Origin of the sequence: Serratia sp. MMO-28 (assembly GCF_037199905.1) — a bacterium.
In the GTDB taxonomy this organism is placed as follows: Bacteria; Pseudomonadota; Gammaproteobacteria; order Enterobacterales; family Enterobacteriaceae; genus Chania; species Chania oryzae.
In genome coordinates this window covers 19,522-28,898 of sequence record NZ_JBBCVB010000046.1, presented here as the reverse complement: position 1 = coordinate 28,898, position 9,377 = coordinate 19,522, and the positions used below count along the sequence as shown (strand labels likewise).

Sequence of the window (9,377 nt, the reverse complement as noted above, 5' to 3'; positions counted from 1 at the left end):
GTCATCGGACAGGGTGTCGGGCACGGAGAGAGTGAGCTTGGGGTTGAATTCGGCCAGCACGCTGTCGAAGTTATTTTTATTGATATTGATTTTTTCACGCTCAGACAACGGGCGCTGTTCTTGCCCATTGCTGTAATCCCCCATCGCCAGCAATTTGAGCGGCAGCTCAACGCTTTTCTGTGCACCACCGGTGTGCAGGTCTAATCGGATATTAACACGGGCTTTGGGGACTTCATTTTGGTAGGAATTTGACATGACTAACCCTGTTCAACGAATACCATGAAGAACGGTCTGCCCTGGGGAATCAATAAGAATGGCTAACCCTGCCAGAGAACAATTTCCTTTTTTGCACCATCGGATGCAGATGAAAAGAGGGTCACAAGCCAGCACATTCCTTACAGGATAATGGCAGAGCGCTGTGTAAATAAGATTTATCTGAATAAAGAAAGAATACGGATAAAACTCACCGACAGCAGTGTAGAAACCTTAATCAGATTAGTGAAATGCAATTATGTAACTAAATATTTCAAAAAAACATCAATCTGCTCTCATCTTCATCTCAATGATTATTAAGAATTTTCCAGAGCAGAATCACAAGTGCTAATCCTGCAATGGGATAGCACAGAATAACAACTCAGCCAGCAAACAATGAGTGTTGAAAAACGCGATTGAAAATGAACGATATTTCTTTATCAAACGACTGGGCCAGGGTAATTAATGATTTAAGAAAGAGTTTGCTTCACACTAAATTATTCACAAAACAAATAGGTCCTATCATTTTTAGTTAAGTATGATTTATTTCTCATGCTAACCATTTTGAGAAAGGAAGTCAGGATCGCCTTGGTGGATTTTTCACAAAACCAATATCGACCATCAATAAATGAGGAGAGAAACACAGAATGCCGGGGATTGCCATTACAACACTCCCCAGCATAGAGTAGGCAGGGTTATGGCACGGTCAGAATCGCCGTGGCCGAACCGAAGAAATCACCGGCCTCCACGTTACTCACTCTAGCCAGCGTGGAGACAAACTCCAGCGGTACCTTGATACCCGCGGGAGCATGTACTTGGGCTCCCTCTGAACCACTCTTCCCGCCAATAGTTAACCGGGATTGCAGGCTGCCATCGCTTCTGAGGTTAACCATGCCATTTCCGCCCGCTCCCGCTGCGTAGACCACAACATCCATGTCCTGTGTACAGCGGATATAGCCGGTCTGCCGGGCTTGATTGCCCTCGATATTTTTCAATTGAACCTGGCCGTGTGTTAACTCGATGCTGGTTTCGGTAAATGCACACTTGCCCACCGGGGGCGGTACGATACCGCATAAGCTGCTGGACATCATGGCGCTCCCGCCAGCATTTGTAGTACCTGTTGTCGATTTAAAGTAGATCCCGACGCACTCCTGCGTCACCGCAGGGCCAACGTGATTCTGAGTTCCGCTGCGTGGTAGCGCATACTTACGCTGAAAAGCGGCTCCCACATCACCTACCGTGGCATAATTCTGGATACCATCAAGATATTCCCCACCATCTGACACACCAGGGCCCGCCTCACCCGCATCACTGTGACGGTGGCCAATAAATACCGTGCATTGTGGCCATCGATAACAGGGATTTGGCGTGGCATCGTTGGTATCCCAATACTCAATGGTCCACCAATATTTAGCATTCGATGGAGTGCCATCACTGCGGGTAATATAAGAATAAATCGCGCTCTGGGCGCCAAAAGCTGTCAGCATCGTGACAGCCAAAAGAATCTTTCTTATGGCTTTCATAAACACTCCTGTGATTATCCCTTAATCCGTCGCGTGTCAATTAGCCACATCGTGGGTTTCAGGGGCAGCCGTATTAACAGGCTACTCATATTCGAGTAAAAACGTGGCACTGGCGGTAAAATCACCGGGGATAATGCTTTTCTGGGCGATCGCTTCGGGCTCACCCCGCACATAAGCCCGCAGGCTGAGGGTATTATTGCCTGCAACCAGCCCCTGGTTATAACGCCCAGTATTGAGTGCCACCAGATTCCCCTGTTGCGTTTCAATACCAATGGCGATCCCTTGGGTCTGGCTCGCCCCCGATATCGCCAGCAATCCATTCAGTCGGGTGCTTTCAACCCCGGAAAACGTCAGTTTCACCATATTTCCCAAGCTGATATCACAATCATCCAGATGCAATACCAACGGTTCCCCCAGCGTGCGGCCATTGATATAAAGGTATTTATCGACGATCGAGCCAAAATCGACCGTGATATTTTCATCTGCTGCCCGCAATGTGCAGGGCTCTGCAACCAATGCCCCCCGGAAACGTAAATTATCGGCCGCTGAAGACAAACCCGGTAAACCGATAAGCCCTAATAACATGGGCAATAGCAGTGCTGAAAACCGCATGATATCGTTCCTTATTATTGATAATCCGCCTGAAGCGTGACGGCGGCTTCAAAGGGGCCTTCCTTTAATAACACCCCTGGTTTTTGTACCGGCACGGCTTTGAGCTGAGGTTTGCTGGCGGGCGTAGTGATAATCTCACTTCCCAGAATAAACGGCTGGCCATCACGCAGAATTTTAATTCCCAGATCGTTAATATTGGTTTGTACGGCCGCATTATCAAACGGGGTGCTATTTCCCGTAAGCTTCAGTTTTAATACCCAACTGTGCGTATTAGGTTCACAAACCAGGCTGTAATTAATGTCCTGCATGTAATTAACGCCATCCACTTTTTTAATCCCGACCTTTACGCCAAAATCAACGGTAATATTATTGCCACTGTTGATGGTGCAAGGAGGTGGCTCGAGTAATGTTCCGCGAAACGCCATATCCCCCCCGGCCGCAGAGGCGAACGATAAATATCCACTCAACCCCGCAAGCAGCAGGGAAAGCTGTAAAATCCGCATGACTTTGGTCTCCCTGTGTTTACTGGTAATCGATTAATAACGTCGCGGATGACGTAAACTCACCGCCGGTCAGCGTAGCGCCACTCTGCTTAACCAGCACCGCGTAAAGCTCCGGCTTGCTGGGGTAGGTATAGCTAAACCAGGTATTGGCATTTAATGGCTGTGTCCCGTGATATAACGCGATCCCTAAACCGTTTTTATCCGTACGCAGCACAGCCGAATTAAAGCTGGCCGCAGTACCCTGAATACTCATTTTCAGGTTATTGGACTTCTGGATATCGCAACTCAGGCTATAGGTAATTGCTTGTTTATAGTTAACGCCATCAATACGGGTGGTCATGATCTCATCACCGAAGTCCACCCGGATCGTCTGGTTATTATTAATCGTGCACGGCGGTGGGATAATGACCGTCCCTCTGATATTTACCGGTATATTGGCGATGGATGGCGCACTCAGCAGCAAAACGCTCAGCAGCGCCCCGGTGCGGCCATGTGCTATCGCCCATAACCGCATTGCGCCAAGGCGATCCTCACCCGGTACAGGATAATGTTGTTGCATTCGTTCTCTCCTTGCAGACCTGACCCGCGCGCTCCCTGTGACCTGGCACGACCGGCTTGGGTTAGCCCTTCTTCTCTGCTACCAATTGGCAATCCGTTCCACCGCAGCGGAACGTCAGCAGCGGGCGGCCGCCGTAATCGTTGACGTAGGTCAGCACGGGCGTATTGCCCAGTGACGATGCACTTACCCCCAGCGGAGCGCTCCCCTTCGGCTCCAGCATCAACGGTTCAAAACCTGATACGCTCACCCCTTTCTGGCTGCCTGCGTCCACCAGCGTCACGTAATAGGGAGTTGGATTGCTCACCAGATACTTGTCACCCTGCTTGGTCAACGTCAGTTGCTCCTGCCACGGCGTGGCCATCTCCGCAGTCGTCTTCACCAGCGCCTTTGGCCGGTAGAACAGCTTGATGCGCGTCTGCAACGCGATCTGCAAAGTGTTGGCCTTATCGCTCTTTGGCGGGATCTCACGCAGATTAAAGTAGTACAGCGTTTCCCGGTCCTGAGGCAGCTGGCTCACCATCGGCAACGCCTGTACTTTGATCTGGCTTTTCGCCCCGGGCTCAATGCGCTGTACCGGTGGCAGCACGGTCAACGGGCTGGTCACCTTGTTACCCTGCGCATCTTCTATCCAGCCCTGCGCCAGATACGGCAGCTGCGGGTTGTCATTGTTCACGCTCAGGCTGAGCGACTTATCCCCTCCGGCAAAGATAATCCGGGTACGATCCAGCGCAATGGCTGCCTGGGCCTGCGACGTCAGTGCGCACAGTAAAGTACCGGCGACCAGCGCCATTCCCGTATTCACTCTTTTCATCTCATGTCTCATCATCGTATTGTCTCTGCGTTTGTCTGTACTGCCGCCAGATCGGTTGTGGTGGCTTTCGGGGCGAGCGCTCTGCATGGCAGCAGCAATTCTTTCATCCCGTCGGCGGGCAGCACGGCGGGCAATATCAGCTCACATTGCGCCCGCTCATCCCAGTGCACCGTCATCGTCTCACCGCGTTGGATGCCACTCAGGTAAACACTGCCACCGTCGTTAACGATCCCCACATCGCGTTTTTTCATATTCTGTACGGTCGCCCCGAACGGCGGCATCGTGCCGTCTGCCAGCCGGATCACCGCCATCGCCTTCTCACCGGCAATCACGTCAAACCGGCGGTAGCCAATGGCACCTTCGGTTAACGTTGCCTGTACTACCGACTTCAGCGCTTCGGCGTTGTCGGGCAACTGGTCCAGATCGATGTTCACCCGGTTGCGGTAATAACTGTTCATATCTGCCACCACCGCCTTGCCATAGCGGTTGGTCAGCATCGGTGCGCCGTAGTTACGGATAGGGATATCTGCCACCCCGTCAGTATCCACCAGCAGGCGGGTGCCCCCCGGTACCGCGACGCGATGCAACGCCGCTCCTTCGCGGGTTGCCGTAGCCCCCCCTTGCAACGCCAGCCCCACCGTGGCGTAACTCCCGCTCTGGGCGCTGGCCGTGGCATTAATCTGGGCCCAATCGGCCTGATGGCTGTAGAAACCGCTCGCCAGCGCGCCATTGCGCGTCCAGCCACTGCTCACCTGATAGCTGCCGCGATCGCCCACGCGATCGGAGTAACTGACCCGGTGCGTGTTGTCGTCGCGATTCCACGTTCCGCTGTAGCTTACCGAGCCTCTGTTACCCCACGGCAGCGACAGCGACAGGAACACGCCATCGTCGTTTAACCCGTTGTACTGATTGCGGTAACCGGTCAACGACAGGCTGAGGTTTTTGAAACGCCCCACATTGAAATAACGCATCAACGACAGGCTGTAGCGATCGTTGGCATCCCGATCCCAGTAGGTCTGGTGGTCGTAGTTCAGGTTGGCCGTCAGCCCCATGTCACGGAACTGCTGGCTGTACGACACCGTATACATCTCTTTGCTGCTCTGGCTGCGGACACCAAGGTTACGCATCTCAATAAACTCGCCCATGGTCATAAAGCTGCGTTCTGAGAAACGGTAACCGGCAAAGGTCACCTGCCCGCCAATCTGGTCGAAGTTCTTCGAATAACGCAGGCGATACGAGCCACCGCTCAGGGTTTCTCTCTGCGGCAAACGCGCCCGCGACTGGGTCACGTCAAATGACAGTGCCCCAAACGCCATCAGATCACGGCCAATCCCCAGTGCCAATGCGTTGTACTCATCGCCGGCCATCCCACCACCAAACAGCGACCAGCCGTTGCTGATCCCCCAGGAGAATTCGCCGCTGGCAAACAGCGGGCCCTGCGTGCGGTGCCGCCAGTCGGTCGGCCGCCCGCTCGCCAGCTTGTAGCGGATCATCCCCGGCCGCGTCAGATAAGGGATACTCGCCGTGCTGATGCTGAACGCCTGTACGCTGCCGTCCTGTTCTTCGATACGAACATCCATCAGCCCCGATACCGCGTTGTTCAGATCCTGAATACGGAACGGCCCGGCTGGCACCAAGGTTTCATACAGCACCCGCCCCTGCTGGCTGACAACCACGCGGGCGTTAGTACGCGCCACCCCGCTCACTTCCGGCGCATAACCACGCAGGTTGGGTGGCAGCATCGCGTCATCGCTCACCAGGCTCACCCCGGTGTAGCGGAAACTGTCAAAAATGTCGGAGTTAAGAAAATCTTCACCCAGCGTCAGCTTGGCGCGTAGCCGTGCGATCGCCCGGTAAGCGGTATACTGTGTCCACTCAAATTTCTGATGGACGGGCTCGCCTGAACCGGTCTGATGATCAATCTGTGTCTGCCAACTGGCCCGCAGCCGCCAACTGCCCGCATTGGCGCCCACCAGCCCGTTGCCGCTCAGGTTATACCCCTTCTGCACATTGTCATTCTGGTTCTGACGCTGGGTCTGGGCGTTCAGGTTGTAATCCAGCAGCAGCCCAGGAATGCCGTCATCCCAGCGCGCGGGCGGATCCCAGTCGGGGGAGCTGTATTCCATATAAGCCTGCGGAATACTCAGATACAGGGTGTTGCTGCCCAGATCGGGGCGTACCGTCATCCCTTCAAGACTGCCGATCGCCAGACATTGGCCGTTATGCCACCAGGTCAGTTGGCGGGTAAATTCTTCCTTGAGGCCGATCTGTTGTACCAGCGAGGCCGGAAGACAGGCTTCCGTGTTAGCCGGATCCTTTTCTGCCGGGTAAAACTGAATCGGCTGCTCCGGCAGTTCCTGTTGATTCACGTTAAGCGCCAGGCTGTATTCACCCGGCATGACATAGCCAGCACGAGCAAAACGCTTCAGATCGATATTGCCGCGCTCCTGCACATCCAGCACGTCGGTATTAAATTCGATGGGTTGTGCGGCAGACACCTGGCCATTCACCAATGCCAGCGCAATCAGCAGCGGCAACAGGCGGGGGCGCGGAACCTGTACTCCTACAAGTGGGGTGCTCATCATCCATTGACCTTTATGCGTTAATGACTTTCCCGGACGTTATGGTTGTTATTGAAGGGAATACCCTGCCGGGGAAGTAAATCTGTCTTGACGCGTTGACAATCCATCATCACGTCAACGTGCTACTCAGTAATACTCAAGTTGGTAGCGCACCAGAGCGGTATAAGTGCCGGTCTGCAACGGCTGGTTGTTGCTCACCATGCGGGCGGTATAGTTCAGGCGCATTTCCTTGGCCTGCAATACCGGAGTTTGTGCGGGTAGCTCTACACCGGGAACGGCTTCATTGCCCTGCGCATCACTCAGCACCAATGCCACACCACGCGCCTCACCATCAACCCCGAAACGTCCATCCTCATTGCGGCCATCAAACGTGACTCGAAAGTGCTGCCTACCCAAGATCGTGCTGTTGGAATGTTTCAATGCACAACTCACCAGGCTGATACTGAAAGGGCGTGCCAGTGCCTGACTGTTATTAAGCACCTGATCGAAAGGCAAGGTACCCATATCGATGGTCTGGTCACGGCTCTTGGTTTCAATATCACAGGCGGTGGCGACGATCGCCCCATTCATGTTAAAACGGCTTCCCCCCCAGGCTGGCAGCACAGTAACGGCGCCCACCAGTAACAGCAGCGTGGCAGTCGTAAACGTATTTCCTGACATCCCTGACTCCCGTAATGGACAAAGAAAGTAAAGGCTGCATGCGGGAGGCGCATGCAGCCACGTCCAGTCTTAGTTGTATGCCAGCGTAAAGTTGGTGGTTGAGGTGAAATCACCTTCAGTGATATCCGTCAACGTTGTACCGGCATGCCCCTGCAGATACGCAGAGAAACTCAGGGTGTTAGCACCAGCCAACAGGTTTTGCACCGTTGTTGGGGTACCCAGTTTGATCGGCTGGTTAGAACCGTCGAACATGGCAATACTCGCCCCTTGGGCTCCGGTAATGGCCAACAACGTATTGGTGTTACCCGTAGCACCGCCATTTGGGCCACCGAAGGTCACCTGTACCTTGTTCTTAGCACCAGAAATATCGCAACCCTGCAGTTTGATATCAAAATTCAGCACGCTGGATCTGCCGCCGTTCACCAAAGCCACATTGGCTACCTGACCAAAACTCTTGGTCTGGTCAAGGCTTTCTGGGGCAATCGAGCAAGGCGCATCAATGATCTTACCGACGAAATTGACTTTGCCCGAACCGGCATCCGCATTTGCCAGAGAAACCATTCCCAGAGACAAAATCGTAGCCAGCGCAATGTTATTCAGTTTCATGTTTTCTTTATCCTTAAAACGTTAATTAACGAGAAACCCTGATATATTACTCAATCACAATAAAAGCGATGCCAGCCAAGTGCAGGCACAGTTTGATTGTGACGGAGATTGATATAACAGGCAGCATCCTTTCATTTGATATAAAAGAAGGCTTCCTTTCCTTCCCCTTTATTTACGAAGGGGGCGGCACACCGGAAAAAAGCAAAGCTTCGCCGGTGCTTCATCCAATGAACAAAGCAAAAAGTAAAATAGTAATCTTGACAATAGCCTTAAATGAACAAATTTCACGCTATAAAAAAGTTAGCGCCCTGTTACCTGTTGAGGACTCACACATTAAAATCCGGAAATTCTATAGGCTACTCACCAGACATTTTCCCCTACCTTGTCTTCGAAAAAATTATTGCAAACACCTCTAAACTTTGAAAGTATTTTTTCTGAATTGCGCAATTTCGCCATAAAAGTCTTATTTTCACACCAGAATATTCCCATTGCGACAACACTGGTCGCAAAAGCGGATTAATTAGAGTTTTATTCTGCCAAAGAAGACAAATTCAACTTCATTGATCGTGATTTTAGTTTTTACAAAACAATAACCCGTGCTAACTTAGGGTGGCGAACTAATGCCTCACGCAAATGAAAAGGAAACACATTAGCTTTGATAGCTTCCCCCTTATTGCAACAGAGAGAAAAAAATTAGCATAGTAAGTTTAATCCTATGCAATTAAGCCCTATCAAGACACATTAAAAGGAGGTAGTGAAACATGTCTTATCGCAATAAAGAAAGAGAAAAACAGCTAAATAATGTACTGAATGCCTTGCGAGCCTTATGCAGGAAGGATGTTCACCACTCCCCCATCCCGCCACAGGTAAATTGGCCCAAAACTCGGGAGATAGCCGAATACTGCGAGATTACCATTTACCTTGCACGTTACTATCTGCTGAGATTAGTTGAAAATAAAAAAGCTTATGTTACCTCCGGCGCACTCAATAACAGCTTGCGCTGGTATATCGCAGAACCTACCCCATCGGCTAAACAGCATGAAAAAAGGGAGGCACAGCCCGTTACAGCAGAAAATTAAATACGCGCACTAACCTTCGGATATCTGTTTCATCTTTATTTTTACGGATATTTACCCATTACAGTACCTGTCTCTCTACTCTAAATAATTCGAGTTTCAGGGCAAAACGTAACGCGTTTTGAACAGCGCTTGTACTGGCCCAGAGGGGGGCGAGGCCCAGATAAGGTCGAGTCACGCAGCGAGCCCGAAA

General features: G+C 51.8%; 11 protein-coding genes. 2 read left to right on the top strand and 9 right to left on the bottom strand.

What is annotated here, in order from left to right; all coding sequences use genetic code 11:
* The 9 genes from WG891_RS25345 to WG891_RS25305 all read right to left on the bottom strand — a co-directional run.
* Window positions 1-255, bottom strand: a 255-nt coding sequence (locus WG891_RS25345) for a type VI secretion system contractile sheath small subunit (protein ID WP_337264908.1), incomplete at its 3' end; no start/stop codon positions are given.
* Between the two features lie 692 nt (window positions 256-947).
* On the bottom strand, window positions 948-1,739 hold the full coding sequence (locus WG891_RS25340; protein WP_337274588.1) for an MrpH family fimbial adhesin: 792 nt from the start codon (window positions 1,737-1,739) through the stop codon (window positions 948-950).
* Between the two features lie 117 nt (window positions 1,740-1,856).
* Window positions 1,857-2,387 carry a fimbrial protein gene (locus tag WG891_RS25335; protein WP_337264910.1) on the bottom strand — a complete coding sequence of 177 codons (531 nt, stop codon included), beginning with the start codon at window positions 2,385-2,387 and terminating at the stop codon, window positions 1,857-1,859.
* A gap of 14 nt (window positions 2,388-2,401) precedes the next feature.
* Entirely contained in the window at window positions 2,402-2,890 is a 489-nt protein-coding gene (locus tag WG891_RS25330; RefSeq protein WP_337264911.1) for a fimbrial protein, read from the bottom strand.
* A 19-nt stretch (window positions 2,891-2,909) separates the two neighbouring features.
* A complete protein-coding gene (locus tag WG891_RS25325; protein WP_337264912.1) occupies window positions 2,910-3,449 on the bottom strand; it encodes a fimbrial protein in 540 nt (179 codons plus the stop codon).
* A gap of 61 nt (window positions 3,450-3,510) precedes the next feature.
* On the bottom strand, window positions 3,511-4,260 hold the full coding sequence (locus WG891_RS25320) for a fimbria/pilus periplasmic chaperone (protein WP_337264913.1): 750 nt from the start codon (window positions 4,258-4,260) through the stop codon (window positions 3,511-3,513).
* An 11-nt stretch (window positions 4,261-4,271) separates the two neighbouring features.
* Window positions 4,272-6,845, bottom strand: a complete 2,574-nt coding sequence (locus WG891_RS25315) for an outer membrane usher protein (RefSeq protein ID WP_443006360.1) — start codon at window positions 6,843-6,845, stop codon at window positions 4,272-4,274.
* A gap of 123 nt (window positions 6,846-6,968) precedes the next feature.
* The gene (locus WG891_RS25310) at window positions 6,969-7,502 is read right to left on the bottom strand and encodes a fimbrial protein (RefSeq protein ID WP_337264915.1); all 534 of its coding nucleotides are present in this window, start codon (window positions 7,500-7,502) and stop codon (window positions 6,969-6,971) included.
* A gap of 69 nt (window positions 7,503-7,571) precedes the next feature.
* Entirely contained in the window at window positions 7,572-8,108 is a 537-nt protein-coding gene (locus WG891_RS25305) for a fimbrial protein (protein ID WP_337264916.1), read from the bottom strand.
* A gap of 98 nt (window positions 8,109-8,206) precedes the next feature.
* On the opposite strand from WG891_RS25305, the gene WG891_RS25300 reads away from it, so the two are divergent.
* Both WG891_RS25300 and WG891_RS25295 read left to right on the top strand, forming a co-directional pair.
* Window positions 8,207-8,524 (top strand): hypothetical protein, encoded by a 318-nt coding sequence (locus WG891_RS25300; protein WP_337264917.1) that lies wholly within the window; start codon window positions 8,207-8,209, stop codon window positions 8,522-8,524.
* A gap of 345 nt (window positions 8,525-8,869) precedes the next feature.
* Window positions 8,870-9,187 carry a FaeA/PapI family transcriptional regulator gene (locus tag WG891_RS25295; RefSeq protein WP_337264918.1) on the top strand — a complete coding sequence of 106 codons (318 nt, stop codon included), beginning with the start codon at window positions 8,870-8,872 and terminating at the stop codon, window positions 9,185-9,187.
* The last annotated feature ends 190 nt before the right edge of the window (window positions 9,188-9,377 follow it).